The 26,350-nt window shown below is 67.4% G+C and carries 25 protein-coding genes and 3 tRNA genes; 11 read left to right on the forward strand and 17 right to left on the reverse strand.

Annotated features, from left to right (window positions below):
* The first annotated feature begins 221 nt into the window (after positions 1 to 221).
* On the forward strand, positions 222 to 1,250 hold the full coding sequence (locus AC5W54_RS08235; RefSeq protein ID WP_495961589.1) for a Fe(3+) ABC transporter substrate-binding protein: 1,029 nt from the start codon (positions 222 to 224) through the stop codon (positions 1,248 to 1,250).
* Positions 1,251 to 1,331: 81 nt separating this feature from the next.
* Here AC5W54_RS08235 and polA read toward each other — a convergent pair whose 3' ends face one another.
* A complete protein-coding gene (gene polA / locus AC5W54_RS08240) occupies positions 1,332 to 4,097 on the reverse strand; it encodes a DNA polymerase I (protein WP_495961590.1) in 2,766 nt (921 codons plus the stop codon).
* Positions 4,098 to 4,255: 158 nt separating this feature from the next.
* Between polA and AC5W54_RS08245 the strand changes: the two genes are divergently transcribed.
* From AC5W54_RS08245 to speA, 3 genes are all read left to right on the forward strand, one after another.
* Positions 4,256 to 4,552: a DUF2782 domain-containing protein gene (locus AC5W54_RS08245; protein WP_495961591.1), complete on the forward strand. Its 297-nt coding sequence runs from the start codon at positions 4,256 to 4,258 to the stop codon at positions 4,550 to 4,552.
* Positions 4,553 to 4,683: 131 nt separating this feature from the next.
* Entirely contained in the window at positions 4,684 to 5,643 is a 960-nt protein-coding gene (locus AC5W54_RS08250) for a homoserine kinase (RefSeq protein ID WP_495961592.1), read from the forward strand.
* Positions 5,640 to 7,562: a biosynthetic arginine decarboxylase gene (speA, locus tag AC5W54_RS08255; protein ID WP_495961593.1), complete on the forward strand. Its 1,923-nt coding sequence runs from the start codon at positions 5,640 to 5,642 to the stop codon at positions 7,560 to 7,562. Before AC5W54_RS08250 ends, speA begins: the two co-directional genes overlap by 4 nt.
* A gap of 75 nt (positions 7,563 to 7,637) precedes the next feature.
* Here speA and AC5W54_RS08260 read toward each other — a convergent pair whose 3' ends face one another.
* The 9 genes from AC5W54_RS08260 to AC5W54_RS08300 form a co-directional block, all read right to left on the reverse strand.
* Positions 7,638 to 8,303, reverse strand: coding sequence for a fumarylacetoacetate hydrolase family protein (locus AC5W54_RS08260; RefSeq protein ID WP_495961594.1), 666 nt, complete (start codon positions 8,301 to 8,303; stop codon positions 7,638 to 7,640).
* A 105-nt stretch (positions 8,304 to 8,408) separates the two neighbouring features.
* Positions 8,409 to 9,407: an ectoine hydroxylase gene (thpD, locus tag AC5W54_RS08265; protein WP_495961595.1), complete on the reverse strand. Its 999-nt coding sequence runs from the start codon at positions 9,405 to 9,407 to the stop codon at positions 8,409 to 8,411.
* Between the two features lie 198 nt (positions 9,408 to 9,605).
* Positions 9,606 to 9,681, reverse strand: a tRNA-Thr gene (locus AC5W54_RS08270).
* 44 nt (positions 9,682 to 9,725) lie between these two features.
* Positions 9,726 to 9,800: transfer RNA gene (locus tag AC5W54_RS08275), tRNA-Gln, on the reverse strand.
* 6 nt (positions 9,801 to 9,806) lie between these two features.
* Positions 9,807 to 9,882, reverse strand: a tRNA-Phe gene (locus tag AC5W54_RS08280).
* A 92-nt stretch (positions 9,883 to 9,974) separates the two neighbouring features.
* The gene (locus AC5W54_RS08285) at positions 9,975 to 10,247 is read right to left on the reverse strand and encodes an oxidative damage protection protein (RefSeq protein ID WP_495961596.1); all 273 of its coding nucleotides are present in this window, start codon (positions 10,245 to 10,247) and stop codon (positions 9,975 to 9,977) included.
* A gap of 41 nt (positions 10,248 to 10,288) precedes the next feature.
* Positions 10,289 to 11,377: an A/G-specific adenine glycosylase gene (gene mutY / locus AC5W54_RS08290; protein WP_495961597.1), complete on the reverse strand. Its 1,089-nt coding sequence runs from the start codon at positions 11,375 to 11,377 to the stop codon at positions 10,289 to 10,291.
* Positions 11,378 to 11,459: 82 nt separating this feature from the next.
* A complete protein-coding gene (locus tag AC5W54_RS08295) occupies positions 11,460 to 13,814 on the reverse strand; it encodes an AsmA family protein (protein ID WP_495961598.1) in 2,355 nt (784 codons plus the stop codon).
* Positions 13,811 to 14,263 carry an acetyl-CoA sensor PanZ family protein gene (locus tag AC5W54_RS08300; RefSeq protein ID WP_495961599.1) on the reverse strand — a complete coding sequence of 151 codons (453 nt, stop codon included), beginning with the start codon at positions 14,261 to 14,263 and terminating at the stop codon, positions 13,811 to 13,813. Before AC5W54_RS08300 ends, AC5W54_RS08295 begins: the two co-directional genes overlap by 4 nt.
* Before the next feature lie 193 nt (positions 14,264 to 14,456).
* On the opposite strand from AC5W54_RS08300, the gene hisB reads away from it, so the two are divergent.
* The 5 genes from hisB to AC5W54_RS08325 all read left to right on the forward strand — a co-directional run bounded on the left by hisB (position 14,457) and on the right by AC5W54_RS08325 (position 17,936).
* Entirely contained in the window at positions 14,457 to 15,050 is a 594-nt protein-coding gene (hisB, locus tag AC5W54_RS08305; RefSeq protein ID WP_495961600.1) for an imidazoleglycerol-phosphate dehydratase HisB, read from the forward strand.
* 30 nt (positions 15,051 to 15,080) lie between these two features.
* Positions 15,081 to 15,722 carry an imidazole glycerol phosphate synthase subunit HisH gene (hisH, locus tag AC5W54_RS08310; protein WP_495961601.1) on the forward strand — a complete coding sequence of 214 codons (642 nt, stop codon included), beginning with the start codon at positions 15,081 to 15,083 and terminating at the stop codon, positions 15,720 to 15,722.
* Positions 15,723 to 15,847: 125 nt separating this feature from the next.
* A complete protein-coding gene (gene hisA / locus AC5W54_RS08315; RefSeq protein ID WP_495961602.1) occupies positions 15,848 to 16,606 on the forward strand; it encodes a 1-(5-phosphoribosyl)-5-[(5-phosphoribosylamino)methylideneamino]imidazole-4-carboxamide isomerase in 759 nt (252 codons plus the stop codon).
* 3 nt (positions 16,607 to 16,609) lie between these two features.
* The gene (gene hisF / locus AC5W54_RS08320; RefSeq protein ID WP_495961603.1) at positions 16,610 to 17,383 is read left to right on the forward strand and encodes an imidazole glycerol phosphate synthase subunit HisF; all 774 of its coding nucleotides are present in this window, start codon (positions 16,610 to 16,612) and stop codon (positions 17,381 to 17,383) included.
* 25 nt (positions 17,384 to 17,408) lie between these two features.
* Positions 17,409 to 17,936: a hypothetical protein gene (locus AC5W54_RS08325; RefSeq protein ID WP_495961604.1), complete on the forward strand. Its 528-nt coding sequence runs from the start codon at positions 17,409 to 17,411 to the stop codon at positions 17,934 to 17,936.
* Between the two features lie 9 nt (positions 17,937 to 17,945).
* Here the strand turns inward: AC5W54_RS08325 and AC5W54_RS08330 are convergent, their stop codons facing one another.
* Together AC5W54_RS08330 and AC5W54_RS08335 are read right to left on the reverse strand one after the other, a co-directional pair.
* Positions 17,946 to 18,551 carry a YjaG family protein gene (locus AC5W54_RS08330; protein ID WP_495961605.1) on the reverse strand — a complete coding sequence of 202 codons (606 nt, stop codon included), beginning with the start codon at positions 18,549 to 18,551 and terminating at the stop codon, positions 17,946 to 17,948.
* 50 nt (positions 18,552 to 18,601) lie between these two features.
* Positions 18,602 to 18,895, reverse strand: coding sequence for an MGMT family protein (locus tag AC5W54_RS08335; protein ID WP_495961617.1), 294 nt, complete (start codon positions 18,893 to 18,895; stop codon positions 18,602 to 18,604).
* Between the two features lie 59 nt (positions 18,896 to 18,954).
* Here AC5W54_RS08335 and AC5W54_RS08340 point away from each other — a divergent pair, with 59 nt between their 5' ends.
* Positions 18,955 to 19,650, forward strand: a complete 696-nt coding sequence (locus AC5W54_RS08340; RefSeq protein WP_495961606.1) for a type 1 glutamine amidotransferase — start codon at positions 18,955 to 18,957, stop codon at positions 19,648 to 19,650.
* 12 nt (positions 19,651 to 19,662) lie between these two features.
* Here AC5W54_RS08340 and mnmH read toward each other — a convergent pair whose 3' ends face one another.
* The 5 genes from mnmH to AC5W54_RS08365 form a co-directional block, all read right to left on the reverse strand.
* On the reverse strand, positions 19,663 to 20,778 hold the full coding sequence (mnmH, locus tag AC5W54_RS08345; protein ID WP_495961607.1) for a tRNA 2-selenouridine(34) synthase MnmH: 1,116 nt from the start codon (positions 20,776 to 20,778) through the stop codon (positions 19,663 to 19,665).
* Positions 20,775 to 21,812, reverse strand: coding sequence for a selenide, water dikinase SelD (gene selD, locus AC5W54_RS08350; protein WP_495961608.1), 1,038 nt, complete (start codon positions 21,810 to 21,812; stop codon positions 20,775 to 20,777). The genes mnmH and selD overlap by 4 nt, the downstream gene beginning before the upstream one ends.
* A 65-nt stretch (positions 21,813 to 21,877) precedes the next feature.
* Positions 21,878 to 23,248: a DNA repair protein RadA gene (gene radA, locus AC5W54_RS08355; RefSeq protein WP_495961609.1), complete on the reverse strand. Its 1,371-nt coding sequence runs from the start codon at positions 23,246 to 23,248 to the stop codon at positions 21,878 to 21,880.
* A gap of 85 nt (positions 23,249 to 23,333) precedes the next feature.
* Positions 23,334 to 23,786, reverse strand: a complete 453-nt coding sequence (locus AC5W54_RS08360; RefSeq protein ID WP_495961610.1) for a copper resistance protein NlpE N-terminal domain-containing protein — start codon at positions 23,784 to 23,786, stop codon at positions 23,334 to 23,336.
* Positions 23,787 to 23,892: 106 nt separating this feature from the next.
* Positions 23,893 to 24,789 carry an AEC family transporter gene (locus AC5W54_RS08365; RefSeq protein WP_495961611.1) on the reverse strand — a complete coding sequence of 299 codons (897 nt, stop codon included), beginning with the start codon at positions 24,787 to 24,789 and terminating at the stop codon, positions 23,893 to 23,895.
* A 128-nt stretch (positions 24,790 to 24,917) separates the two neighbouring features.
* On the opposite strand from AC5W54_RS08365, the gene hisC reads away from it, so the two are divergent.
* Positions 24,918 to 25,973 (forward strand): histidinol-phosphate transaminase, encoded by a 1,056-nt coding sequence (gene hisC, locus AC5W54_RS08370; protein ID WP_495961612.1) that lies wholly within the window; start codon positions 24,918 to 24,920, stop codon positions 25,971 to 25,973.
* The last annotated feature ends 377 nt before the right edge of the window (positions 25,974 to 26,350 follow it).

The following is a 26,350-nucleotide window of genomic DNA, read 5'->3' on the forward strand; positions in this document are numbered from 1 at the left end:
CCCGAAATGTCCAGCAAATACGTTTGGAATTTACTCTCATTTGACATCTTTTCCGCAACGCCTTGCCTCGGGTCACCGTCGCGCGTCTCCATTCGTCAGGACGTGTCGCCGGCCGCTTGACGACGCACTTGCAAAACGCTTCAATAGCGCTTGACGAAATGTAACGTATTCTCATTCAAGAATCGCCTTTACTCCGCAAGGCTAACAACGAGGTGCCTACCATGTCCCACCGCTATCGTCTCGTCGTTCCATTCGCCACCGCGCTGGCCGGTTCGGCGTTTGCCGCGACGGCAGCCGCCGACGAGGTGAATCTCTACTCGGCACGCCACTACGATTCCGACGAGAAGCTCTATGCGGCCTTCACCGAGCAGACCGGGATCAAGGTCAACCTGCTGGAAGGCGACTCCGACCAGTTGATCGAGCGCATCCAGCGCGAGGGAGTGGCCAGCCCCGCCGACGTAATGATCACCGTCGACGCCGGTCGCCTGTGGCGTGCCGAGCAGGAAGGCATCTTCCAGGGCATCGAGTCCGACGTGCTCGCCGAGCGCCTACCGGAGGCCATGCGTCACCCCGAGGGCAAGTGGTTCGGTTTCAGCCAGCGGGTGAGGGCGATCTTCTACAATCCCGAGAACATCGACCCCAGCGAGGTCACCTCCTACGAGGACCTGACCGACCCGCGCTTCGAGGGTGAGGTCTGCATCCGCTCGTCGAACAACATCTACAACCAGTCGCTGCTGGCCTCGATGATCGAGCACCACGGCGCGGAAGGCGCCGAAGCGTGGGCCCAGGGCATGGTCGACAACTTTGCCCGCCAGCCCGAGGGCGGCGACACCGACCAGATCCGCGCCGTCGCCAGCGGCGAGTGCGACCTGGCCGTGGCCAACCACTACTACTACGTGCGCCTGCTCAACTCCGACGACGCCGCCGATCGCGAAGTGGCCGAGAAGGTCGGCATCCTCTTCCCCAACCAGGAGGATCGCGGCATCCACGTCAACATCGGCGGCGCCGGCGTGGTCGAGGGCGCCCCCAACCGCGAGAACGCCATCCGCTTCCTCGAGTACCTCGCCTCCGACCAGGCGCAGGAGATCTTCGCGGCCGGCAACTACGAGTACCCGGTGGTGGAAGGCGTGACGATGGACGCCGCCCTCGAATCCTGGGGCGAATTCAAGAAGGATGACCTCAACGTCAGCATCCTGGGCGAGAACAACCCCGAGGCGATTCGTATCTTCGATCGCGTCGGCTGGCGCTGAAGCTCCCTTCTTGAAGGTTGCATAGCTATAGGCCCGCGGCATCCGCCGCGGGCCTTGTCGTTACCGGCCGGCTCAGAGGGCTCAATGGGCCTCGTCCCAGTTCGCCCCGCTCTCGGCCTCGACGATCAGCGGCACGCTGAGCTCGGCGGCGGCCTGCATGCGGCCCTTCACCTCCGCGATGAAGTCGTCGACCTGCGCCGCCTTGACCTCGAAGACCAGTTCGTCGTGGACCTGCATCACCATCACGGCGTCGAAAGCCTCGCCGGCGAGCCAGGCATCGACGTCGATCATGGCGCGCTTGATGATGTCCGCCGCGGTGCCCTGCATGGGGGCGTTGATGGCGGTGCGCTCGGCGCCCTGGCGCCGGGCGCGGTTCTGGGAGCGGATCTCCGGCAGGTGGAGGCGCCGGCCGAAGACGGTCTCCACGTAGCCGTCGTCGGCGGCCTGGGAGCGGATGCGCTCCATGTAGCGGGCCACCCCCGGATAGCGGTCGAAGTAGCGGTCGATGTAGGTCTGGGCCTGGTTGCGCTCGATGTGCAGCTGGCGGCCCAGCCCCCAGGCGCTCATGCCGTAGATCAGCCCGAAGTTGATCGCCTTGGCGCTGCGCCGCTGGTCGCCCGAGACCCTGTCGAGCGGCACGCCGAACACCTCGGCGGCGGTGGCGGCGTGGATATCGCGCCCCTCGGCGAAGGCCTCGAGCAGCCCCTTGTCCCCGGAGAGGTGCGCCATGATGCGCAGCTCGATCTGGGAGTAGTCGGCGGCGACGATGCGGTAGCCCGGCCGGGCGATAAAGGCCTGGCGGATGCGCCGCCCCTCCTCGGTACGAATGGGAATGTTCTGCAGGTTGGGATCGCTGGAGGAGAGCCGCCCGGTGGCGGTGACCGCCTGGTGGTAACTGGTGTGCAACCGCCCGGTCGCCTTGTTGACCAGCTTCGGCAGCTTGTCGGTGTAGGTCGACTTGAGCTTGGCCAGGCCGCGGTGCTCCATGATCACCTTGGGCAGCGGGTAGTCCAGTGCCAGTTCCTCGAGCACGGCCTCCGCGGTAGAGGGCGCCCCCTTGGGGGTCTTCTTGATCACCGGGATCTGCTGCTCCTCGAACAGGATCTGGCCGAGTTGCTTGGGCGAACCGAGGTTGAACTCGCGCCCGGCGAGCTCGAACGCCTTGGCCTCGAGCTCGCGGATGCGGGTCTCGAGCTCCCGACTCTGGACATGCAGCCGCTCGGGGTCCAGCGCCACCCCGGTACGCTCCATGCGCGAGAGCACCGGGATCAGTGGCAGCTCGATCTCCTCGAGCACACTGCCCAGCCGCCCTTCGGCCTCGACACGAGGGCGCAGCTCGCGGTGCAGGCGCAGGGTGATGTCGACGTCCTCGCAGGCGTAGGGCGCGGCCTGTTCCAGGGCGACCTGGTTGAAGGTGAGCTGCTTGGCCCCCTTGCCGGCGACCTCCTCGAAGGAGATGGTCTTCTCGCCCAGGTACTTGAGCGCCAGTGAATCCATGTCATGGCGGGTCGCCGTGGAGTCGAGCACATAGGACTCGAGCATGGTGTCCTCGAACGGCCCGGCGACACGGATGCCGTAGTTGGCCAGCACCGAGATATCGTATTTGAGGTTCTGGCCGATCTTGGTCTTGTTCTCGTCCTGCCACAGCGGCGTCAGGGCCTCGAGCACGGCCCGGCGGTCGAGCTGCGCGGGGGCATCGAGATAGTCGTGGGCCAGCGGGATATAGGCCGCCTCGCCCGGTGTGAGCGAGAGCCCCACGCCGACGATCTGGGCCTCCATGTAGTCGAGGCTGGTGGTCTCCAGGTCGAAGCAGAAGGCGTCGGCCTCCTTCAGGCGCTCGAGCCAGGCGTCGAAGTCGGCCTGCGCGAGGATGAGGTGATCCTCGCGCTCGCCGCTGCCGGCGAATTCCCTCTCGGTGCCGACGACAGGCGTCGGTTTCCCCCCCGCGACGTCGTCGACGCCCTCGTCCTCGCCCTCCAGCAGTTCGGAGAGCCAGGCCTTGAACTCGAGCTCGCGGTAGAGCTCGAGCAGTGCCTCGCGATCGGGATGGGCGATGTCCAGGTCGTCGAGCCCCACCGGCAGGTCGCAGTCGGTCTTGATGGTGGCGAGCCGGTAGGAGAGAAACGCCTGGTCGCGGTGTTCGTCGAGCTTCTTCGGCAGGGTCTTGGCGCCGCGGAAGTCGAGGCCCTTGATCCGCTCCAGGTCGGCATAGATGGCATCCAGCCCGCCGCCGACGCCCTGCAGCAGGCCAAGGGCGGTCTTCTCGCCGATCCCCGGCACCCCGGGAATGTTGTCGACCTTGTCGCCCATCAGCGCCAGGAAGTCGATGATCAACTCCGGCGGCAGGCCGAATTTCTCGTTCACGCCCGCGACATCCAGGGTCTCGTCCTTCATGGTGTTGACCAGGGTGATGTGGTCGTTGACCAGCTGGGCCATGTCCTTGTCGCCGGTGGAGATCACCGCGTCACGGCCGGCCTCGGTGGCCTGGCGTGCCAGGGTGCCGATGACGTCGTCGGCCTCGACCCCCTCGATGCACAGCAGCGGCAAGCCAAGTGCCCGCACGCAGGCGTACAGCGGCTCCACCTGGGAGCGCAGCTCATCGGGCATCGGGGGCCGGTGGGCCTTGTACCGTTCGAACAGCTCGTCGCGGAAGGTCTTGCCCTTGGCATCGAAGACCACCGCCATGGGGCTGTCCGGATAGTCCTTGATCAGCCGCTTGAGCATGTTGAGCACGCCCTTGATGGCACCGGTGGGCTGGCCGTGGGACGTGGCCAGCGGCGGCAGGGCGTGGAAGGCACGGTAGAGATAGGAAGAACCGTCGACGAGAACGATGGGCGTGTCGGCCATGTATCGGCATCCATTGAGTCTGGGCAAGAAAGCGTGATCGTGATCATCCATGATACGCATTGCGCGCCCCTTTTGCCGCGACCCTTAGGCTGGTGGGCGGCAACGTCTTACACTGGGGGTATCGTCACTCCCTGCCGTACGCGGCCCAGGAGGTCATCATGAAGCGACTGCAACGTTCATCCGCCACCCGGCTGCTGGCACTCGGCCTCTCGCTGGCTCTCACGGGCCCGGCCCTGGCCCAGACCGCCGCCGATGTGGAGCCGGACATCACCATCCGTCAGGAGGAGGAGCGCACCATCCGCGAATACCGGGTCAACGGCGAACTCTACGCCATCGAGATCCGCCCCGCCCGTGGTCCCTCCTACTACCTGGTGGATCACGACGGCGACGGCAACTTCGAACGCCAGGAGGGCGACCGGATCGCCGTCCCCCAGTGGATACTGCGCACCTTCTGACCGGTCTTTGCCGGCGGTGAGGAGCGTCCGGCGGGGGCCGGCGAGAACGACCACGATCTGCTACCTTCGGGGCGTGCATCGCACTGCCAAGTCGCTACAATAGGCGGCTTGGCAACCCGGGTGAGAGAGACATGGCCGTATTCACACCACTTGGCGACGCACAGGTCGCGGAATTCCTGAACCGCTTCGATGCCGGGTCGCTGGTCTCCCTGGAGGGCGTACCTGCCGGTACCGAGAACACCACCTTCTTCGTCACCACCGACCGTCGCGAGCTGGTCCTGACCCTGTTCGAGCAGGGCGAGCACGAGGAGTTGCCATTCTTCGTCGAGCTGCTCGACTATCTGGACGAACACCGCCTGCCGGTCCCCGGCCCACTGCACGATCGCGACGGCATCGCCCTGCACAGCCTGGCCGGCAAGCCGGCGCTGCTGTTTCCGCGCCTGCCCGGGAAGCACCCCAAGGCCCCCAATCTGGCCCAGTGCCGGGCCCTGGGTGACGCCCTGGGCCGCATGCATCTGGTTTCCCAGCACTTCCCCGGTCACCGCCCCAACCCGCGCGACCTGCACTGGCTGCTGCCGATACACCATCGCGTGCTGGTCTACCTGTCGCCGGAAGACCAGACCCTGATGAAGGACGAGGTGGAGATCTACCAGGGCTTCTTCGGCAGTGCCCCGGAGCTGCCCCAGGGGGCCCTGCACGGCGACCTGTTCCGCGACAACACCCTGTTCGAGGGCGACCGCCTGGGTGGCATCATCGACTTCTACAACGGCTGCACCGGCGACCTGCTGTTCGACCTGGCCATCGTCATCAACGATTGGGCCACCGGGGCGGACGGCCGACTGGATGGCGAGCGCCATGACGCCATCATGCGCGCCTACCAGGCACGCCGCCCGCTCACCGCCGTGGAGCGTGATGCCTGGCCGATGATGCTGCGCCTGACCGCCCTGCGCTACTGGCTCTCGCGGCTGCTGGTGGTCTATGTGGATCCCCCGGCCCATGATCTCACGCCCCACGACCCGGAGCAGTTCCGTACCATCCTGCTGGCGCGCCTCGAGCATGGCGCCCTGCCGCTTCCGGAGGTGAATGCATGAGCCTGTCCATTGGTACCACCAGCGGCCCGGCACTGCGCGCCCGGCGCGTCTGGAACATCGATCAGTGGGGCAGCGGCTACTTCGACGTCGACGACACCGGCCACGCCCTGGTGCGTCCGCTGGGCAGCGAGGCCGAGGGGCCGGCCCTGCCGCTGGACGAGCTGGTCACGGAGCTCAAGCGGGCCGGCCTGCGACTGCCGGTGCTGGTGCGCTTCACCGACATCCTCCACGACCGGGTCGAGCAGCTCTGCGCCGCCTTCGATACCGCCATGGGAGAGGAAGCCTTCGAAGGCGGCTATACCGCCGTCTACCCGATCAAGGTCAACCAGCAGCGCCGGGTGGTCGAGGAGATACTCGCCACTCAGGAGCGCGGCCATGGTCGGGTGGGACTCGAGGCCGGGAGCAAGCCGGAGCTGCTCGCCGTCCTGGCACTCTCCGGCGACGGCCCCTCGCTGATCGTCTGCAACGGCTACAAGGATCGCGAATACGTGCGCCTGGCGCTGATGGGTGAAAAGCTCGGCCACCGGGTCTACCTGGTGGTGGAGAAGCTCTCGGAGCTGCCGCTGATCCTCGAGGAGGCCGCGGACCTCGGCGTCACGCCGCGTATCGGCCTGCGCGCCCGCCTCGCCTCGGTGGGCCGGGGACGGTGGCAGAACACCGGGGGCGAGAAGTCCAAGTTCGGCCTCACCGCCAGCCAGATCCTCGCCGTGGTCGAGCAGTTGCGCGTGGCCGACGCCCTGGGCAGCCTGCAGCTGGTGCACTTCCACCTGGGCTCGCAGATTGCCAACATCCGTGATATCCAGCGCGGCCTGCGCGAATGCGCGCGCTTCTACCAGAGCCTGGTGGCGCTGGGCGCCCCGGTGGACACCGTGGACGTGGGGGGCGGGCTGGGCATCGACTACGAGGGCACCCGCTCGCGCAGCTTCTGTTCGGCCAACTACTCCATGCTCGAGTATGCCCGTAACGTGGTCTACGCCTTCAACCAGGCCTGCCAGGAGCAGGACCTGCCGCCACCACACCTGATCAGCGAATCGGGGCGGGCGCTCACCGCTCACCACGCGGTGCTGATCAGCAACGTGATCGGCGAGGAGCGGGTCAGCGACCGGGCCCCCGAACGACGCGTCGAGGGCGATCCCCAGGTCGACGAGCTATGGCGGGTCCATAGCCTGCTGAAGGCCTCGCCGGAACCCCGGGGGCTGGTCGAGGCGTGGCACGACCTGGTGCACGCCATGGGCGAGCTGCACGAGCGCTTCGTCATCGGCATGGCCGACATCGAGGCCCGCGCCGAGGGCGAGGGCGCCTACTTCGCCGCCTGCGCCCTGCTGCGCGAACGGCTCGACACCCGCAATCGCGTGCACCGCGAGATCGCCGACGAGCTGGCCGAGAAGCTCGCCGACAAGCTGTTCGTCAACTTCTCGCTCTTCCAGTCGGTGCCCGACGTCTGGGGCATACAGCAGATCTTCCCGGTGCTGCCGCTGACCGGCCTCGACCGCGAACCCGAGCGGCGCGGGGTGATCCAGGACATCACCTGCGACAGCGACGGGCGCATCGACGGCTATGTCGACGGCCAGGGCGTCGAGACCACCCTGCCGCTGCCGGAGTGGCGCGAGGGCGAGGAGAAGCTGCTGGGCTTCTTCCTCGTCGGCGCCTACCAGGAAATCCTCGGCGACCTGCACAACCTGTTCGGTGACACCGACTCGGCAGATGCCGCCCTGGACGCCGACGGTCGCTGGGTGCTCTCCGAGGTGCTGCAGGGCGACACCGTGGCCCAGGTGCTCGGCTACGTGAACTTCGACGCCGCTGTCCTGCGCGACCGTCTGGCCGAGCAACTCGCGTCCAGCGGACTGAACGAGACCGAGCAGCAGCAGTTCCTCGACGATCTCTCCGCCGGGCTCGAGGGCTATACCTACCTGGAGTAGGCAGGACGGCCCTGGCACGAAGACGCCCCCATGGTCTCGGCCAAGGGGGCGTCTTCGTGTGCACGCCAAGCCTGCTCAGTCGACCACGCGCGTGGTCACCTCCAGACCGCCGGTGAGAGTAAAGCGCAGCTCGGAACCACGGAGCAGCGGCCCCACGCCGGCCGGGGTACCGGTCAGCACCACGTCGCCCGGCTGCAGGGTGAAGTGGCGGCTCATCTCCGCCACCAGGGTCGCTACCGGGAAGAGCATGTCCGCCCCCTCGCCATGCTGGCGCGGCTCCCCGTCGACCTCCAGGGTGAAGGTCAGGGCACTCCAGTTGGGCACCTGGGTGAGTGGCAGGAAGACCGACAGCGGGCAGGCGCCATCGAAGGCCTTGGCGATCTCCCAGGGGTGGCCCTTCTCCTTGAGCCGGGTCTGGATGTCGCGCAGCGTCAGGTCCAGCGCCAGCCCGATGCCGACCACCGCCCGCTCGGCCTCATCTGCCGTGGCATGGGAGAGCTCCTCACCGATCAGCAGCGCCAGCTCCGCCTCGTAGTGCACCTCGCCCTGGGAAAAAGGCGCGTCCAACGGCTCTTCCAGGGCCACCGCGCTGGTTGCCGGCTTGATGAACAGCAGTGGCTCGCTGGGCACCGGATTGTCCAGCTCCCTGGCGTGATCGGCGTAGTTGCGACCAACGCAGACGATCTTGCCGAGCGCATGGGGAAATTCCTGGCCATCGGTAAATCGTGGAACAAAGCGCATGGCGGGTCTTCTCCTTCTCATTATGCGTGCCGCGTTTCGGCGACAGGCGTCACAGTCTACCCCACCTGCGGCGCGGGTCCACACTCCGGGGCCGGACGGATTGCCTCAGGTCTCCGGCGTCCACTCCTCGTCCGGTGCATGGGCCAGGAAACCCGGCCGCCGCCGGCGTGCTGCAAAGGGTTCCACACAGCAGTTATCGCGTCGATTGTAGACGAAGAAGACGTTGCTGCGTGGATCCGGCGACATGTTGGCGTTGGAGCCGTGCAGGGTATTGCAGTCGAACAGCAGCAGACCGCCGGCGACCCCGGTCGGCGCCTCGATGCCATGGCGCGCGATCAGCCGGGCCAGCGCCTCGCGGCTCGGCACCCCGATCTGCTGCGTCTTGAGCGACTGCTTGTGGTGATCGTCCGGTGTCTCGCCGACACAGGGCACGAAGACCCGATGGGAGCCGGGGATCAACATCAGCGGCCCATTGAAGTGGTGATTGTCGGTGAGCACGATGGAGGCGCTCACGGCATGCATCGCCGGCATACCGTCCTCGGCGTGCCAGGTCTCGAAGTCGGAGTGCCAGCTGAAGCCCTTGCCTTCAAAGCCAGGCTTGTAGTTGATCCGCGACTGGTGCACATAGGCCTCGCCGCCAAGGATCTGGCGGGCGCGCCCCATCAACCGCTCGTCGCGAGCCAGCCGCGCGAAACGCTCGGCGAGGAAGTGCACGGCGAACAGCGAGCGGATCTCCTGGCTGTCCGGCTCGGTGATGCTGAAGTCGCGGCCACAGTAGTCATCGCGGGTCAGCAATACCCCAAGCTCCCGACGCAGTTCGGCGAGCTCGTCGCCGCTGATGAAGCCGGGTTCGAAGAGAAAACCCTGGCGCTCGAACGCGTCGAGCTGCGCCTGGCTCAGGGGACCGTCCTCGGCATGCCCCTTGACCACCGCCTCGCGACGGCTGAGCCAGGGCATGTCCAGTGGCTCGGAAAGCCGGGTGGGATAGGGGTCCTGCCCATGACGCGGCGCCCCCCTCACCCGGCTGATGGGCTCGAGAGTTTCTGCGATGGCGTAAGGATGGGTCTGTTGCGTTGTCCGGCTGGACGATGTCTGCACTGACATCTGAATCACCTCCTGTGGCTCCGTGATCAGTCTCAGCTAGCGCTCGTTCCGGCGGCGGTCCCGTCAGGGCCCACGCTGGGCACTCTGGTGGCACCCCAGTTGGGTTTCAAGGTGGCTGCCCCCGGTAGACAGGGACGAAAAAACCGCCTCATGGGCGGTTTAATATGCTGCAACTCGTTGATTGTCCCGACGCTTTTTTGGTGCCGGCACCAGGAGTCGAACCCGGGACCTACTGATTACAAGTCAGTTGCTCTACCAACTGAGCTATGCCGGCGCGGGACCGACTCTTACGAATTGCAAACCGGAAAAGGGTTGGCGTGGCTGGGGTACCAGGATTCGAACCTGGGAATGCCGATACCAAAAACCGGTGCCTTACCACTTGGCGATACCCCAGCAGTGTGGTGGCCAGAGACGGAATCGAACCGCCGACACGGGGATTTTCAATCCCCTGCTCTACCGACTGAGCTATCTGGCCGCTGCCAACGGGGCGTATTAAACCCCAAGGCATCGTGTGCGTCAACCCCTTCCGTTTCAAAAAGATGGCGCAAGAGGCGTCGGCTGCGGGGGTCACTCCCCGCGTGGCACATAGCCCTCCGCCTGGTCGGTCTCGCGGTTGTCGAGGAAGCGCTCCATCTGCTCCATCAGGTACTCCCGGGAGGCCGGATCGAGCATGTTGAGGTGCTTCTCGTTGATCAGCCGGGTCTGCAGCGCCTGCCACTCCTCCCAGGCTTTCTTCGACACGCTGGCCTGGATCTCCTGGCCCTTCTTGCCGGGCAGCGGCGGAAACGGCAGGGCTTCCAGCTCCTGTTGGTACTTGCGACAGAAGACGGTCTGGCTCATCGGAGGTTCTCCTCGTGACCGGGGACATGGGGTAGTGGCGCTCAGGGGCCGACGGGCGCCGTGAGCGCAAAGGGCGCAAGCGACGCCAGCAACGACTTCACGGGAGCCGCCAAGCCGATGCTGTCGGGCTCGCAGGGATCGTACCAGCGCCGGGCCTCACCCACCGAATCGGGCGCGGCGATCCGTGCCGGCTGCGGGGTGATCTCCAGGCGAAAGTGGCTGAAGACATGGATGAAGGGTGTCCAGCGAGGCTCGAGTTCGGCGCCGGGGGCGTGGGTATCGAGCCAGGCCCGAAGCACAGTGTCATCATCGAACTGGGGCAGGCTCCAGAGCCCGCCCCACAGGCCGCTGGAGGGGCGCTGCTCGAGCAGCACCCGGCCACGCTCGTCGCGCAGCAGCAGCATGATGGTGGCCCGCGTGGGCAGCGCCGTCTTCGGCTTCGCCTCGGGAAAGCGCCGCTCCTCGCCGCGGGCATGGGCCACGCAGACATCATGGAAGGGACAGCGCTCGCAGTCGGGGCGGCCCCGGCGGCAGAGCGTCGCGCCGAAGTCCATCATCGCCTGGGTGTAGTCGGCCAGGCGTGCTGCGGGGGTGTAGTGCTCGGCGAGCGCCCAGAGGCGACGCTCCACCGCCGGGCGGCCCGGCCAGCCCTCCACGGCATGCAGCCGGCTCAGGCTGCGCTTGACGTTGCCGTCGAGGATCACCGCTCGCCGGCCGCTGCTCTGGCTAACGATCGCCCCGGCGGTGGAGCGGCCGATGCCGGGCAGCGCGGCCAGTGCCTCGAGATCCAGCGGCAGTTCGCCGCCATGCTCCTCGACGATGACCCGGGCCGCCTGGTGCAGGTTGCGGCCCCGCGCATAGTAGCCGAGCCCCGTCCACAGGTGCAGCACCTCGTCCTGCTCGGCCGCTGCGAGCGAGGCGACGTCGGGGAAACGCGCCATGAAGCGCTCGAAATAGGGGATCACCGTGGTGACCTGGGTCTGCTGCAGCATGATCTCCGAGACCCAGACCCGGTAGGGCGTTCGCCCCTGCTGCCAGGGCAGGTCATGGCGACCGTGGTCGTCGAACCAGGCCAGCAGGCGCCGCTGAAAGACATCGGCAGGAAGCACGGGCGTCGGCATCTCCTTCATGGCGACTCCTTGCAGGGAAAGAGAGGGCAGGCGAAAAAAAGCGCCGACTCGGGGCCGGCGCAGGGACTGACTTGCTTGATACTCAGTTGAACAGACCACGCAGGGCGTCACGAAGTTCCTCGCCCGCACCTTCGCCGAGGCGCTCGTCGAGATCCTCGATGGCGCCCTCGAGTCGCCGCTCGACCTCCTCACCGGCGCGGCGGCTGACCTCGCCGCGCAGCAGCTCGGCGGCGGCGCCCCGAAAGGCGTCGCGATCGAAGCGGCACCACTCGCCGCTGTCGTCGCCCAGGCTGCCCTCGCAGCGTACCGGGAAGGGCACCCGCTCGAGCCGGGGATTGACGCGGCAGGCGGCGTCGGCGGTGTCCACGAAGCGCGCGGCGGCACGCAGGTCGAACCGCTCGCTGACCAGGTCGAGCTGCCCACTGCCGCCCATCTCGATGCCGGGGATGGTGACCCGCAGGTCGTCGCTATGGACGGTACCGTCGCGCAGCTCGAAGGTGGCCTCGGCGCGGTCGAAGCGGGTGTCGGGGTGCCAGTCGCGCGTGATCTCCTCGCCTTCCAGGGCGGCCACCGCGGTACACAACTCGCGGGAGACGTTGACCTCGAGAATGGCGCCCTCCTCGATGCGTGCCGCGAGAGGGCCGCTGAGGTGACGCTTGAGCTGCGGCCAGGTATTGCCGCGGGAGGTCAGCTCGCCTTCACTGCTGAACCGCCCGCGCAGTGGTGCCGGGTCCTCGCCGAGCGCCTCCAGCAGGGAGTCGATGCGCACCCGGGAGAGTCGCGGCGACAGCGCCCAACTCAACGGCTCGTCACGCAGCCCGAGCTCGCCACTGGCCGCCAGGGTGCCCTCGTGGAAACCGGATTCGAAGGAACGCAGACGCAGCCGGCCGTCCCCACCGGCCAGCTCGAGATTCACATCGCTGAAGTCGAGTCCCATCAGGCGCAGCTCCCCGAGGCTGAGTTGGCCGTCGAGGGCGAGCTGTGCCAGCCACTCGGCCGGCACCAGGGTGCCGGGGTCGTCGGCATGGGCCCGTTCGATGCCCGGCAGGCCACGGCGGGAAGCACTCTCGGCAGTCGGTTCCGCCGGGGGCAGGTAGGCATCCAGGTCCAGACGGTCACCCTGCAGGTCGAAGCCGAGCAGCCGGCCATCGAGTCCGGCGGCCAGGCGCCCGGTGAAGGTGCTGCCGTCCAGCACCAGGGTCAGGCCGGCCAGCTCGAGGCGTTCCAGATTGCCCTGCACCGGACTGGTCAGGGCCACGTCGGAGAGCGCCGAGTCGCTGGCCATCGTGGGCATCATGTCCAGCCGGGTGAGCCAGGGACGCAGCGACAACGGTGCCAGACGCAGTTGACCACTGTAGGCGGGACCCGCGCCCAGTCCGCTCAGGTTAAGGTTGCCGCTGAGCCGCAGGCCATCCTCGCCGGTCAGCTCCAGCTCTCGCAGTTGGGCGGCCTGCTCGCTCAGATCGGCGTCCAGCTTGAAGGCCAGCGACAGCGGCAAGGTCTTCTCGCCCAGGCTCGGGTGCAGCAGACTGGCATCGAGGTTGCCCTCATCCAGACGCAGGCGCTGCGTCTCGACGTCGACCACCAGCTCGCGACTCTGCAGGTTGACCTTCTGTTCTCCTTCGATGCCGGCCAGGCGACTGGTGGTATTCAGCGCTACTCCCTCCAGCACATAGCGACCGTCGGCCAGGCCCAGGCTGACCCGGCTCTCGAGGGAGACATCGCTGGCCAGCCGGGCCGGCAGCTCCCGCTCGTGCCAGTCCAGCTCATCATGCGTGGCGAGTCGGAAGGTCGCCCTGAGCGAGAAGGGGCGGTTGGGGTTGACGTTACTGCCGGTGATGCCGACCCCCTCGAGCAGTACCTCCTGGCCTGTCGAGAGATCGCGGAAGCGGATCTCGCCGTCACGTAGCTGCACGCTGGCGATGTTCAGCGCCACGCTCAAACCGACGCCATCGGCACCGTCGGGGCTGAGGCCGGCACTGGCCGGGGCCAGCGCCCCCTCGGCGGCTTCGCGGCGTTCGGCAAGGCGCTCGAGCAGCACCTCCCAGTTGCCACGCCCCGCCTCGTCGCGCTCCAGGTTGAGTCGCATCCCGTCGAGGGTCAGGCCATCGATGGCGATCTCGCCACGCAGCAGGGGGGCGAAGGAGAGGCTCACCTCAGCACGGCTGAAAGCAGCGAAGGAGGCCTCCTCCTCGATATCCTGCTCGGGCAGCCAGGCCTCGGCCTTCTCGACGCTCACCCCCAGCCGCGGGTAGAACGACCAGGTCAGTGGCCCCTCCAGCGACAGCTCGAGGCCACTCTGCTCGCGCACCACCTCGATCAGCCGCGGCTTGAGGTCATCGGGGTCGAAGAAGGTAGTGACGTAGACCACTGCCCCCACCACCACCAGCGCGAGGATGCCGATGGCCGCCAGCAGGGTCCGCAACAGCCGCTTCATTGCTCGTCTCCCCGTCCGAGAAGGTTGAGTTCGAAATAGTCGCCGGCCGGGGTCAGCCGGTAGCCGAGTCGGGCGAGCAGCATCTGGTCGGCTACCGGCAGCTGTGACGAGGGGGCACGCAGCTTGCGCCCCTCGACCAGGGCCGACTCACCGACCAGCGCCAGCAGCCGCGATCCCACTCCACGCCGACGGGTAGTCTTGCGCACGCAGCAGTGCGACAGCCACCAGGCCTCGCCGTCGTCCTCCACCGCCACGGCACCGAGCAGGCGGTCATTGAAGCGGGCGCAGAAGAAGAAGTGGTCGGCCGCCAGGTGCTCGCGAATGAAATCGTCCACGGGAAGCGGCAGGCGCTCGGCGGGGGCATCGGCATAGATACGGGCGAGATCGGACCGCGCCTGGGCATCCGCTTCCCAGGCGGCCCGGTCGACGGGATGGAGTGTCACCGGCATGCTTGGATCTCCCTGAGCCGGGGTGGCGAGGCTCGCCACCGCTGAATTGGGCGCATTGTAGCGGATGGGGGGGGCGATTCTCTATAATGGCAGGCTCGCGGCGACAGTCACAGCAGTGCATTCGCCAGTCGCTTCACGGCCCGGTGGCGACACCGGCCACTATCGATATGCGCCCAGGCGCTGGAGACCCTACATGTCCGAGCGTATCGCCACGGTCACCCGCGACACCCGGGAGACCCAGATCACCGTCACCGTCAATCTCGACGGCGAGGGTCGCCTGACCTGCGAGACCGGCGTGCCCTTCCTCGACCACATGCTCGACCAGGTGGCGCGCCACGGCTTGATCGATCTGGACATCGAGGCGACCGGCGACCTGCACATCGACGACCACCATACCGTCGAGGATCTCGGCATCACCCTGGGCCAGGCCTTCGATCAGGCGATCGGCGACAAGCGCGGCATCCACCGCTATGGCCATGCCTATGTGCCGCTGGACGAGGCCCTGTCGCGGGTCGTGATAGACTTCTCCGGCCGCCCGGGGCTATTCATGGATGTCGAGTTCACCCGCGCCGCCATCGGCCGCCTCGATACCCAACTGTTCTGGGAGTTCTTCCAGGGGTTCGTCAACCATGCCCGGGTCACCCTGCACATCGACAACCTCAAGGGCTTCAACGCCCACCACCAGGCGGAAACCATCTTCAAGGCCTTCGGTCGCGCACTGCGCATGGCCGTCGAGCCGGACCCACGCATGGCCGGCCAGATGCCCTCCACCAAGGGCTGCCTCTGAACCCTTCCGCGATCACACGAGGAGCGCGCCATGACCATTGCCGTCATCGACTACGGAATGGGCAACCTGCATTCCGTCGCCAAGGCACTCGAGCACGTCACCCATGAGCACGTGATCGTGACCCGTGACGCCCGCTGCATCCGCGGTGCCACCCGTCTGGTGCTGCCGGGCCAGGGGGCCATTCGCGACTGCATGGGCGAGCTCGAGCGCACCGAACTGCGCGGTCTGGTGGAAGAGCTGCTCGCCCAGCAGGCCAAGCCACTGCTGGGCATCTGTGTCGGCCAGCAGATGCTGCTCGATCACAGCGAAGAGAACAACGGCGTCGACTGCCTGGGGTTCCTGCCCGGTGAGGTAAGGCGCTTCCCCACCGACATGCGTGACGACCTCGGGCAGCGCCTCAAGGTCCCCCACATGGGCTGGAACCTGGTGCACCAGCACCACGATCACTCCCTGTGGGCCGGCATCGACCAGGACGAGCACTTCTATTTCGTGCACAGCTACTACGTCGAGGCAACAGATGACGCCACGGTGTTCGGCACCACCGACTATGGTCGGGTCAGCGCTCATGTGGCCATCGGTCGCGACGCCACCTTCGCCGTGCAGTTCCACCCCGAGAAGAGTTCGCGGGCCGGGCTCAGGCTGCTCGAGAACTTCGTCCAGTGGGAGCCCTGAGCGTCACAGAACAGCGCCGGACCACCGACGACTGGGCGCCCGACCCACGCCGCTTTTTACAAGGTGCCCGATACCGCGCCACTCTGTTACAGGCGCCCGATACCGCGCCAACCGAGGACACTGACATGCTGGTAATTCCCGCCATCGATCTCAAGGATGGCAAGTGCGTCCGCCTCAAGCAGGGCCGGATGGATGACGCCACCACCTACGGCGACGACCCCGTGGCCATGGCCGCCCGCTGGGTCGAGGCCGGCGCACGCCGCCTCCACCTGGTCGACCTCAACGGCGCCTTCGAGGGCGCACCGGTCAATGGTGAGGCGGTCACCGCCATCGCACGCGCCTGGCCGGAGCTGCCGATCCAGATCGGCGGCGGGATCCGCAGCGCCCAGACCATCGAGCACTATCTGACCGCCGGGGTGTCCTATGTGATCATCGGCACCAAGGCGGTGAAGGAGCCCGACTTCGTCGGCGAGATGTGCCGCGCCTTCCCCGGCCACGTGATCGTCGGCCTCGACGCCCGTGACGGCTATGTGGCCACCGACGGCTGGGCCGAGGTCTCCTCGGCGAAGGCCACCGACCTGGCCAAGCGCTTCGCCGACGATGGCGTCTCCAGCATCGTCTACACCGACATCGCCCGCGACGGCATGATGTCCGGCGTCAACGTCGAGGCCACCGCCCAGCTCGCCCGCGAGGGCGGCCTGCCGGTGATCGCCTCGGGGGGCGTGACCGATCTCGACGACCTGCGCGCGCTGGTTGCCGCCGGCGAGCCCGGCATTCTCGGCGCCATCACCGGCCGTGCCATCTACGAGGGCTCGCTGGACGTGGCCGAGGGCCAGCGACTGTGCGACGAACTCACTGCAGGGCTCAAGCGAGCCGGGAGCTGAATCATGGGACTGGCCAAACGCATCATTCCCTGCCTCGATGTGGACGCCGGCCGCGTGGTCAAGGGCGTCAACTTCATCGGCATCCGTGACGCCGGCGATCCGGTGGAGATCGCCCAGCGCTACAACCAGCAGGGCGCCGACGAGATCACCTTCCTCGACATCACGGCGAGCCACGAGGACCGTGACACCACGGTGGAGATGGTCGGGCACATCGCCGGCGAGGTCTTCATCCCGCTGACCGTGGGCGGCGGCATTCGCACCTGCGACGACATCCGCACCATGCTCAATGCGGGAGCGGACAAGGTATCGATCAATACCGCCGCGGTGAACAACCCCGACTTCGTGCGCGAGGCCGCCGAGCGCTTCGGCAGCCAGTGCATCGTGGTGGCCATCGACGCGAAGCGGGTCTCCGGGGAGGGCGAGCCACTGCGCTGGGAGATCTTCACCCACGGCGGGCGACGCCCCACCGGACTCGATGCCGTGGCGTGGGCCAGGAAGATGGTCGACTACGGCGCCGGGGAGCTGCTGCTCACCAGCATGGACCGTGACGGCACCAAGGCCGGCTTCGATCTGGGCGTGACCCGCGCCATCGCTGACGCGGTAACCGTGCCGGTGATCGCGTCAGGGGGCGTCGGCAACCTCGACCACCTGGTCGAGGGCGTGCTCGAGGGTGGCGCCGACGCGGTGCTCGCCGCCAGCATCTTCCACTTCGGCGAATACACCATCCCCGAGGCCAAACGTTACATGGCCGAACGCGGTATCGAGATGCGCCTCTGACAGGCATCCGGGAGAACTGGACACGATGCAATCACCATGGAAGGCGATGGCGGGCGCCGTCACGGGCCTGGCCATGCTCCTGCTGCTGGCAGTCACGGGCCAGGCCGCTGCCGAGGAAGCGCCGATCTGGCCACCGGCCCTGGAGCTCGATCACGTACTGGTGCAGAGCAGTCTCTACACACGCCACCACAGCCCCGATCCGGAGCATACCAATCAGCAGGACCTGGTCAGCCTCGAGCTGCACAATCCACAGCGCTGGCTGGCCGGTACCGCCTGGTTCAAGAACTCCTTCGACCAGCCCTCCTGGTACTGGTACGTGGGTCGCGAGTTTCCCTTCTGGCAGCCCAGCAATAACCTGACCTTCCGTGCCAAGCTCACCGGCGGGCTGCTCCGCGGCTACAAGGGGGAGTATCGCGACAAGATTCCCTTCAACCGTTACGGGATCGCCCCGGCGGCACTGCCCAGCGTCGGCATGCAGTGGGGGCGCGTCGAGTCGGACCTGATCCTGTTCGGCACGGCTGGCTTGATGGTGACCGCCGGCGTGCGCTTCTAGGAGTCTTCGCTAATCCAGCGACAGGCCCAGATTACTGACCCCGTCGTTGCGCCCCAGGCGGCGCAGCGCCTTGAGCGCCTCGCGGTCGAGCCGACCCTCGACCGCCTCCAGCACCGCGTCCTGGAAGTCGTTCTCGTCGGCCATCAGCGGATGCTCGCGTACCAGCTCGGCCAGCCGCCCGGCATCCTCCTCACCCTCGGTGAGCTCGATATAGGCGCGCACGCCCCCCTTCGAGGCCCGGCTGACTTCGAGCACCGCCTCGGGGGCCTCGCCACGCAGGGTGTCGAGCAACGCCGAGAGCGCCACCACCGCCTCCAGTGCCCGGCGGGCCCCGAAACTGTCATCGTCGGCCGGTGGCTCCAGCTCGGCCAGCTTCTCGGCCTGGCGCTCGAAGTCGATGCGTGCCTCCTTCACCGTGAGCTGCTCCCACACCAGGTCGAGGACCGCCCTCAGGCTCGCGGGGTTGCCACGCTCCGCGGTTGCCGTATCGAGCCCCTGATAGTAGAAGAAGTAGTTGGGCAGCAGCCGTTCACACAGCGCGGCCATGAAGGCCTGCTGGCGACGCGGTTCGAGCCGCTGCAGTCGCAGGTGGAAGCTGCCCGACGCCTGGCGCATGGAGTCTCCTCGCTGATGGGTTGTCTCATGTTCGAATCGGGGCGGTGGGCTCAGGGCCAGAGGCGCTCGGCGGCGACCCGCCCCCCCACGTCGAAGGCCACGCCCTCCGCAACCAGCAACTCACGCTGCGTGCTCGCCCCGGCGTGATCGGCGAGCCGACGGGAGGCGCTGAGCACACGATGCCAGGGCAGCCCGTGCCCGTCCGGTAAACGCCGCAGTGCGGCCCCCACCATGCGCGGCGTGGCCCCGTCGGTCATCGCGGCGATGCTGCCGTAGGTGGTCACCCGGCCCGGCGGGATTGCCGCCACGATGGTGTAGATCTGTTCCTCCAGCTCCCGCTTCATGTACCCTTGCGCTCCACTCTTTCTCTCCACTATGTCCACCCACCGATGGCGAGGCCTCCATGCACCTTCACCTGCTTCAGCACAGCCCCTACCAAGGTCCGGCCCGGCTGGCCGACTGGCTGACCAGCATGGGCCACAGCTTTACGATCTTCCACCTCGATGCGGGCGAGCTCCCGCCACGGCTGGCCGACTGCGATGCCCTGGTCGTGCTTGACGGCCCCTTGGGCAGCACCGCCGATGACGAGCCGTCCTGGCGGCGTCGCGAGCGCAAGCTGATCGAGCAGGCCCTCGATGGCAACAAGCCACTATTGGGCATCGGCCTGGGCGCGAAGCTGATCGCCTCGGCGCTGGGCGCCGTGGTCTCGGTGGGCACCTGCGCCGAGACCGGCTGGCACCGGGTCGAGCTCGCGCCCGACAGTCCCTTCGACCTGCCGGAGCAGTTCGACGCCTTCATGTGGCATCGTGAGATCTTCGGGCTGCCCGGCGACAGCCAGCCCCTGGGCGGAAGCGCGGCGAGCCCGGTCCAGGGGTTCGCCTGGGACGCCGGCCGGGTGGTGGGCTTGCTCTGCCACCTGGAGGTGACCCCGGAAAGCGTGACCGAGCTGCTCGACCACCAGGCCCCTCCCAGCGGGTCCGAGACCAGCCCCCACACCCAGCCACGCGACACCATGCTCGACGAACCGAAGCGCTTCGACCAGCTCGCCCCGCTGCTCGACCGGGTGCTCAGCCAGTGGCTGCGCAGCGTCCCGACCTGAGACGTGCCGGTGTCAGGCCGGCTGGCCGGGCGCCGGATGCACGGCCTCGGCCGACCATGCCCTGGCCGCCTCGAGGCAGCTCTCCCAGTCCCCCACATGGAGGAAGCGCTGCTCCGAGTGCTTCTCGAGCTGGTAGCGGTACATGGGATCGTAGTATTCGGTCAGCAGCGGAGCCAGCCAAGCCTCGTGGGCCTGGCGGTTGCCGCGCTCGTGCTCGCGGAAGGCCAGCGCCTGCAGCCGTTGCAGGCGTGCCAGCCGGGCACTTCCCAGGCGCTTCCTGAGCCGGGCCAGGGAGCCGGCGAGCTGCTTGCGCATCAGCGCCCATCCCAGCCAGTCGCCGAACTGCCGGCGATGGACCTCCCATAGATCGTCGATGTAGTCCTTGCGGATCTGCGCGAGGCGCCAGTCCAGAGGCATCTCCACCCGCAGCCGCGGGGCAACCTCCATGGCCCGCCAGAAGCCGAGGGGAATGTTCGCGGCACCGATGTGGCGGGACTCGTCCTCGACGACCAGCGGGCCCGGTAGCTCCAGCAGACGCAGCCCCATGGCGTGTTCGAAGTCGATCTGCGAGGGGGCCGGCAACGGGTGCCGACCGAAGGCGGACCCCTTGTGACGGGCGCAGCCCTCCAGGTCGAGCCCGTTGGCAAGCGCCTGGATCAGCGCCGTCTTGGCGCAGCCGGTCAGCCCGCCCACCACCAGCAGCGGTTGGTCGGCGGCGGCGTCGATGCGCGCGCAGAGCGCCTGGCGCATCGCCTTCCAGCCACCACGGATACGCGGGCGCTCGATGCCGGCGTCGCTCAGCCACCGCTGAGCGACCTGCGAGCGCAATCCACCGCGGAAGCAGTAGATGACGGCCTCGGGATGGGCCTCGAGCAGCCGGCACCAGGCGGCGACCCTGGCCGCCTTGATCCCGTCGCGCACCAGCCGCTCGCCGAGCACGATGGCGGCCTGCTGACCGTGCCGCTTGTATTCGATGCCGACCAGGCGGCGCTCCTCGTCGTCCATCAGCGGCAGATTGACCGCACCGGGCAGCGCCCCCTGGGCGAACTCGACCGGGGCGCGCACGTCGATCAGCACACGCCCCTCCCGCAGCAGCTCGAGGTCCGGATCGACCAGCGGCAGACTCATCCACGCACCTCGATCAACGCCTCGCTCTCGGCGGCAATGATCTCGCCGAACGGCACGAGCTCGATACCGTGGGCGCGGCCGATACGCTCGACGTCATCCTCCCAGGAGGGGTGCACCGAGAGCAGCAAGCCGCCCGAGGTCTGGGGGTCGCAGAGCCACTGCCAGTGCGCCTCGTCCATCGCCGGCAGCGAAGCGCCCAGCGCCTCGCGATTGCGCCTGGTACCACCCGGCACTGCCCCCTGGCGGCGATAGGCCTCGGCCGCGGCCAGCCGCGGCAGGCGGCGGAAATCGATCCTCGCGGCCACGCCGCTGGCCGCGCACACTTCGCCCAGATGGCCCGCCAGGCCGAAGCCAGTGACGTCGGTCATGGCATTCACCCCCTTGACCGTCGCCAGTTCCATGCCGATGGCGTTGGACGCAAGCATGGTCTCTCGCGCCAGCCCCTGGTGGCCGGCCTCGAGCAGCCCCTGCTTCTCGGCGGTGGTCAGCATCCCCACGCCCAGCGGCTTGGTCAGGAACAGCAGGTCGCCGACCTGCGCCCCCTTGTTGAGCTTGAGGTGGGCGAGGTCCACCAGGCCATTGACCGCCAGCCCGAAGATCGGCTCCGGAGCGTCGATGGAGTGTCCACCGGCCAGCGCCAGTCCCAGCTCACGGCATACCGCCTGGGCACCGGCCACCACGTCCCCAGCGACCTCCGGCCCGAGCTTGTCCAGCGGCCAGCCGAGGATACCGAGTGCCAACACCGGCTTGCCGCCCATGGCATAGACGTCGCTGATGGCATTGGTGGCGGCGATGCGTCCGAAGTCGAAGGGGTCATCGACGATGGGCATGAAGAAGTCGGTGGTGGCGATCAGGCCGCGCCCGTCACCCAGGTCGTAGACGGCGGCATCCTCCCGCCCCTGGTTGCCGACGATCAATCGCGAATGACTGGCGCCCGGCCCGGCCTTGGCCAGGATGCCGTCGAGTACGTCGGGGGCGATCTTGCAGCCACAGCCAGCCCCGTGGCTGTACTGAGTCAGGCGGATGGCGCTCATCTCGTTCTCCTCGGCAATCGTTACCGGCATTCTACAACATGAGGGCGCTCTCTTCGGGGCGCATCTCACAGCACTTCCAGGGCCTCGGCCAGCTTGTCCACCGCCACCACCTCCATGCCCTCGGGTGCACGCCTGGGCGCATTGGCGCGGGGCACGATGGCCCGGGTAAAGCCGTGCTTGGCGGCCTCGACGATGCGCTCCTGCCCACTGGGCACCGGGCGGATCTCGCCGGAGAGCCCCACTTCGCCGAACACCACCAGCTCACGGGCGAGGGGGCGATTCTGCAGACTGGAGACCACCGCCAGCAGCACGGCGAGGTCGGCGCTGGTCTCCAGCACCTTGACCCCGCCCACCACGTTGAGGAAGACGTCCTGGTCGCCGGTGAACAGACCTCCGTGGCGATGCAGCACCGCCAGCAGCATGGCCAGACGGTTCTGGTCGAGGCCCACGGCGACCCGCCGTGGATTGCCGAGCGCCGAGTCGTCGAGCAGTGCCTGCACCTCGACGAGGATCGGCCGGGTCCCCTCCCAGACCACCATCACCAGGCTGCCGGATGCCTGCTCCTCCCCCCGCGACAGGAAGATGGCGCTGGGGTTCTTCACCTCCTTGAGGCCATGCTCGAGCATGGCGAAGACGCCCAGCTCGTTGACGGCACCGAAGCGGTTCTTCTGACCGCGCAGGGTACGGAAACGGGAATCGGCGCCGCCTTCGAGCAGCAGCGAGGCATCGATCATGTGCTCGAGCACCTTGGGACCGGCCAGGGTGCCGTCCTTGGTCACGTGGCCCACCAGCAGCAGCACGGTGTTCGACTGCTTGGCGAAGCGCGTCAGGGCCGCGGCGGATTCGCGCACCTGGGCAACGCCCCCCGGGGCAGAGCCGATGTCCTCCAGGTGCATGGTCTGGATGGAGTCGATCACGAGTACCTGCGGACGCTCGCGCTCGGCGACGGCGAGAATCGTCTCGACACTGGTCTCGGCCAGCATCTTGAGCCCTCGGGCAGGCAACTGCAGGCGGTGGGCACGCATCGCCACCTGGGAAAGCGACTCCTCACCGGTGACGTAGAGCACGCTGCGTCCCTGGGCCAGCTTGCAGGCGGTCTGCAGCAGCAGGGTCGACTTGCCGGCCCCAGGGTTTCCCCCCAGCAACACCGCCGATCCCGGCACCAGGCCGCCGCCCAGCACCCGATCGAACTCCTCGAAGGTCGAGGAGAACCGCGGCACTTCGGCGAGGTCGACGTGGGCCAGATCGACCACTTCCCGCGACAGGCCTCCGGCATAACCGGTACGCCCGACCCCCGTCGCCGCACCGGGCCGTGCCGGCGACAGGTGCACTTCGCTCAGGGTGTTCCACTCCTGACAGCTGCCGCACTGCCCCTGCCACTTGCGATACTCGGCACCGCACTCGGTGCAGACGAAGGCGCTTTTCGCTTTGGCCATGCGGTGCTCTCTATTGGCGTGTGACGTCCAGTCTAACGCGGGAGGGCGGCCCGCAGGCCGCCCTCCCGAGTCGCTGGTCAGGCAATCACAGGCGCTGCAGCTGCAGCATCTCGTTGTTCTGGAAACGACGGCGCTGGGGGTCGATCAGCTCCAGGGTCTGGTCGTCGACGCGCAGAAAATAGTAGATCTGGCCCTCCCCATCCGGCGTGAGCTCGTAGACGGTGGCATCCGGGTCCGCGGCAGTGCCGCCGAGCACTTCCCAATTGCCGGCGTAGTTCTCGTCCGGTGGGTTCTGCGGATGCTCCCGGTAGGTGGCCTGGAGCGAGAAGGTACGCTCTTCCGGTGCCGACTGTTCGTCGCCGCTCAACCGCACGTCGAGGTCGATCCCTTCACAGTTGCGGCACGGCAGGGTGCCCTGGTAGACCACCTCGGTGTCGTCCATCTCGGGGGCCACGGCGCGATCGTCTGCCGGGCCCGCGGCACAACCAGCCAGCAGGGCGAGCAAGGCCGAGCCGGCCAGCAAGGTCCTGATTTGCATTTTAGTCCTCCTAACAAGGGCATGACGCCGTGAGCCACGGCAGCCAGGGTGACAGCATAACCTCTCATGTCATCAGCGGACAGCCTCCGGCGCCGCTGGTTCCCGCTCAGGATACTCCCGGGTGCACATGGGCGAAGATCACGGCAAGCACCACCGGCATCACCACCAGGCTACCCAGGTTGCCGATCAGCACGAGCGAGGCCACCTTGTGCGGTTCCTGTCGATACTGCTCGGCGACCAGGTAGTTGAGGACCGCCGGCGGCAGCGCGGCGAAGACCCACAGCGCCGCGGCCTGCAATCCACCGAGGCCGAGCAACCACACCAGTGGCACGGCCAGCACGAGGCCGGAGAGCGGACAAAGCAGCGCGCCGAGCAGTCCGGTCTTCCAGTCACCGAAGTCGATGTCCAGCATCCTCACCCCCAGGGCGAAGAGCAGCAGCGGAATGCAGACCCCGCCCAGCATGTGCAGCGCTTCGAGCAGCCAGGTCGGCAGCGGCACTCCCCCCAGGTTGACGCCCAAGCCAGCGATGCTGGCCAGCACGATGGGCATGCGCAGCAGGCGCCACAGCGGTGTCCGCGGGCTGAGCATGTAGAGTCCCACCGAGAAGTGCAGCAGCATCTCGACGACGAACAGCACCACCGCCGCCGGTAGCGCCGCCTCGCCGAAGGCCAGCAGCAGCAGCGGGATCCCCATGTTGCCCGAGTTGTTGAACATCATCGGCGGCAGGAAAGTCTTCGGCTCCAGCTTCAGCCACTTCACCAGCGGCCAGAGCAACAGCCCCGACCCCAGCACCACCACACCCCCTGCCAGCGCCAGTGCGGCGTACTCCTCCAGTGGCGCCTGGCCGTCGGCGAGCACGGCAAACACCAGCATGGGCACGAACAGCTCCATGTTGAGGGTGTTCATGCCGCGAATGTCAGGGGCTCGGTAGCGGCCATAGAGGGTTCCGCAACCGGCGATCAGGAACACCGGCAGCAGGGTGGCGAGGATCTGGGCGGTCATGGTGGAGTCCGGTAGTTCAGGAGGCACAAAACGGGCACCAGCCTAGCATGCCGGTGGCTTGCGTGGTCACGCCGCGCGCGTCACCATGACCAGGACCCACCCACCCCGAGCCACCCGAGCGAGTGACCATGAGCAAGTTCTGGAGCCCCGTGGTTCGCGAACTGACGCCCTATGTACCCGGCGAGCAGCCCCGTGAACGCCTGATCAAGCTGAATACCAACGAGAATCCCTACCCACCGGCGCCTGGCGTCGAGTCGGTACTGCGCGACTTCCCCGCGGACCACCTGCGACTCTATCCCGACCCCGAGTCCCATGCCCTGCGCCAGGCTCTCGCCCACGAGTTCGGGGTCGAGGAGGAGGAGGTGTTTGTCGGCAATGGCTCCGACGAGGTGCTGGCACTGGCCTTCCAGGCCTTCTTCTGCCAGGAGAGGCCGCTGGCGATGCCCGACATCACCTACAGTTTCTATCCCGTCTACTGCAAGCTGTACGGCGTCGAGCGCCGCCCCCACGCCCTCAACGACCGGTGGCAGGTGGATCTGGATGCCTTCGGACCCGATTGCGGCGGCGTGATCTTCGCCAATCCCAATGCCCCCACCGGCCATGGCCATGGTCGCGACGCCATTGCCGGCCTGCTCGAGCGCGTCACCGAGTCGGTGGTGCTGGTGGACGAGGCCTATGTCGATTTCGGCGGCGAGAGCGCTATCCCCCTGATTGCGCACTTTCCCAACCTGCTGGTCACCGGCACCTTCTCCAAGTCGCGCAGCCTGGCCGGCCTGCGCCTGGGCTATGCCGTGGGGCCACGAGAGCTGATCGAAGGGCTGGAGCGAGTCAAGAACTCCTTCAACTCCTATCCCATCGACAGCCTGGCCAGCGCTATCGGCATCGCGGCACTGGAAGACACGGAGCACTTCGAGGCCTGCCGCGAGAGGGTGATCACCACCCGGGAGCGGACGCGACGCCGCCTGGAAGCCCTCGGCTTCGAGGTGCTACCGTCGCAGACCAACTTCATGTTGACGCGCCACCTCGAGTTCGACGCCGCCCAGCTGTTTGTCGGGCTGCGCGAGCGCGGCATCCTGGTGCGCCACTTCAATGTCGAGGCACTGCGCGATTTCCTGCGCATCTCCATCGGCACCGAGGACGAGATGGACAGCCTGATCGAGACACTGGAGACCCTCTGCCGCTGACCCCCTGTAATCTTGTAATGCGGCCCGGTCAACATCCATGGGTGCTGACCGGACCGTCACCCTCGATCAGAGGGGAAACGAAAAAACCCCGAACACTGAATGCCCGGGGTTTTCTCTGAAGAGGTGCCTGACGATGACTCGGGCGGCGCTCCGCTACTCTCCGTGGGAGCCCCCTGAACGACGAAACCCCGACCAATGGCCGGGGTTTCTGAAGAGGTGCCTGACGATGATCCGGGCGGCGCTCCGCTACTCTCCGTGGGAGACCCCTGAACGACGAAACCCCGACCAATGGCCGGGGTTTCTGAAAAGGTGCCTGACGATGACCTACTCTCGCATGGGGAGACCCCACACTACCATCGGCGCTGAGCGGTTTCACT

The sequence above is a fragment of the Halomonas sp. LMYGS-3 genome (assembly GCF_059509875.1).

Excerpts from the sequence above, each read along its gene's own strand:
- AC5W54_RS08325 (WP_495961604.1), top strand. The coding sequence starts at position 17,409 with ATGCAATCACCATGGAAGGCGATGGCGGGCGCCGTCACGGGCCTGGCC.
- hisF (WP_495961603.1), top strand. The coding sequence starts at position 16,610 with ATGGGACTGGCCAAACGCATCATTCCCTGCCTCGATGTGGACGCCGGC.
- AC5W54_RS08330 (WP_495961605.1), bottom strand. The coding sequence starts at position 18,551 with ATGCGCCAGGCGTCGGGCAGCTTCCACCTGCGACTGCAGCGGCTCGAA.
- AC5W54_RS08235 (WP_495961589.1), top strand. The coding sequence starts at position 222 with ATGTCCCACCGCTATCGTCTCGTCGTTCCATTCGCCACCGCGCTGGCC.
- hisA (WP_495961602.1), top strand. The coding sequence starts at position 15,848 with ATGCTGGTAATTCCCGCCATCGATCTCAAGGATGGCAAGTGCGTCCGC.
- AC5W54_RS08260 (WP_495961594.1), bottom strand. The coding sequence starts at position 8,303 with ATGCGCTTTGTTCCACGATTTACCGATGGCCAGGAATTTCCCCATGCG.
- hisH (WP_495961601.1), top strand. The coding sequence starts at position 15,081 with ATGACCATTGCCGTCATCGACTACGGAATGGGCAACCTGCATTCCGTC.
- AC5W54_RS08335 (WP_495961617.1), bottom strand. The coding sequence starts at position 18,895 with ATGAAGCGGGAGCTGGAGGAACAGATCTACACCATCGTGGCGGCAATC.
- mutY (WP_495961597.1), bottom strand. The coding sequence starts at position 11,377 with ATGAAGGAGATGCCGACGCCCGTGCTTCCTGCCGATGTCTTTCAGCGG.
- polA (WP_495961590.1), bottom strand. The coding sequence starts at position 4,097 with ATGGCCGACACGCCCATCGTTCTCGTCGACGGTTCTTCCTATCTCTAC.
- radA (WP_495961609.1), bottom strand. The coding sequence starts at position 23,248 with ATGGCCAAAGCGAAAAGCGCCTTCGTCTGCACCGAGTGCGGTGCCGAG.
- AC5W54_RS08250 (WP_495961592.1), top strand. The coding sequence starts at position 4,684 with ATGGCCGTATTCACACCACTTGGCGACGCACAGGTCGCGGAATTCCTG.
- speA (WP_495961593.1), top strand. The coding sequence starts at position 5,640 with ATGAGCCTGTCCATTGGTACCACCAGCGGCCCGGCACTGCGCGCCCGG.
- AC5W54_RS08340 (WP_495961606.1), top strand. The coding sequence starts at position 18,955 with ATGCACCTTCACCTGCTTCAGCACAGCCCCTACCAAGGTCCGGCCCGG.
- mnmH (WP_495961607.1), bottom strand. The coding sequence starts at position 20,778 with ATGAGTCTGCCGCTGGTCGATCCGGACCTCGAGCTGCTGCGGGAGGGG.
- AC5W54_RS08245 (WP_495961591.1), top strand. The coding sequence starts at position 4,256 with ATGAAGCGACTGCAACGTTCATCCGCCACCCGGCTGCTGGCACTCGGC.
- AC5W54_RS08285 (WP_495961596.1), bottom strand. The coding sequence starts at position 10,247 with ATGAGCCAGACCGTCTTCTGTCGCAAGTACCAACAGGAGCTGGAAGCC.
- hisC (WP_495961612.1), top strand. The coding sequence starts at position 24,918 with ATGAGCAAGTTCTGGAGCCCCGTGGTTCGCGAACTGACGCCCTATGTA.
- AC5W54_RS08365 (WP_495961611.1), bottom strand. The coding sequence starts at position 24,789 with ATGACCGCCCAGATCCTCGCCACCCTGCTGCCGGTGTTCCTGATCGCC.
- selD (WP_495961608.1), bottom strand. The coding sequence starts at position 21,812 with ATGAGCGCCATCCGCCTGACTCAGTACAGCCACGGGGCTGGCTGTGGC.
- thpD (WP_495961595.1), bottom strand. The coding sequence starts at position 9,407 with ATGTCAGTGCAGACATCGTCCAGCCGGACAACGCAACAGACCCATCCT.
- AC5W54_RS08360 (WP_495961610.1), bottom strand. The coding sequence starts at position 23,786 with ATGCAAATCAGGACCTTGCTGGCCGGCTCGGCCTTGCTCGCCCTGCTG.
- AC5W54_RS08295 (WP_495961598.1), bottom strand. The coding sequence starts at position 13,814 with ATGAAGCGGCTGTTGCGGACCCTGCTGGCGGCCATCGGCATCCTCGCG.
- AC5W54_RS08300 (WP_495961599.1), bottom strand. The coding sequence starts at position 14,263 with ATGCCGGTGACACTCCATCCCGTCGACCGGGCCGCCTGGGAAGCGGAT.
- hisB (WP_495961600.1), top strand. The coding sequence starts at position 14,457 with ATGTCCGAGCGTATCGCCACGGTCACCCGCGACACCCGGGAGACCCAG.